1 protein-coding gene is annotated in these 447 nt (G+C 45.9%); it reads left to right on the top strand.

Translation table 11 applies throughout. From position 1 onward, the window contains the following. Nucleotides 1–220 (top strand): hypothetical protein (locus JWG43_RS18345; protein WP_205244369.1); only part of this gene is annotated, 220 nt, incomplete at its 5' end. Nucleotides 221–447 lie beyond the last annotated feature (227 nt).

Raw genomic sequence — 447 nt, 5'->3', positions numbered from 1 at the left:
CTATAACGTAACCTCAGTAGAAGTTACTCAAGTGCGCGGCGGAGCAGCCGTAAAATCACAAACTTTTGGCGGTGGAGCGATCAACTTCGGAGCCTTTGACATCCGTGCTGGCGACGGCTTCAGCGTGAAAGTGCTGGGCGTACAACGCGCAATGTCTACTGGTGGTGTAGAAAATGTTGACTTGAAGCGTGGCCGTATTATCAGCTTCTTTGCCCGATAATCTTACAAACCACGTGTGATATGTACGAAAGTATGCCGTCTGTACGTTTTTGATGAGCAGATGGCATACTTTTTAAAGTTCAAAACGGTGATTGTTATGAAAAATTTATTTGTCTTTGGTATAGTTCTGATAAGCCTACTGAGCTTGTCTATGCCAAGCCAAGCGCAAATTGGTGAGCTGGGCTACAACCCCCTCTCTATCAGAGCTGATGAAGAGCTGCGCTATAT

Source organism: Desulfobulbus alkaliphilus, from assembly GCF_016918545.1.
Taxonomy (GTDB): domain Bacteria; phylum Desulfobacterota; class Desulfobulbia; order Desulfobulbales; family Desulfobulbaceae; genus Desulfobulbus; species Desulfobulbus alkaliphilus.
The sequence above is the reverse complement of the archived record's forward strand: the minus strand, read 5'-3'. Positions and strand labels throughout refer to the sequence as shown.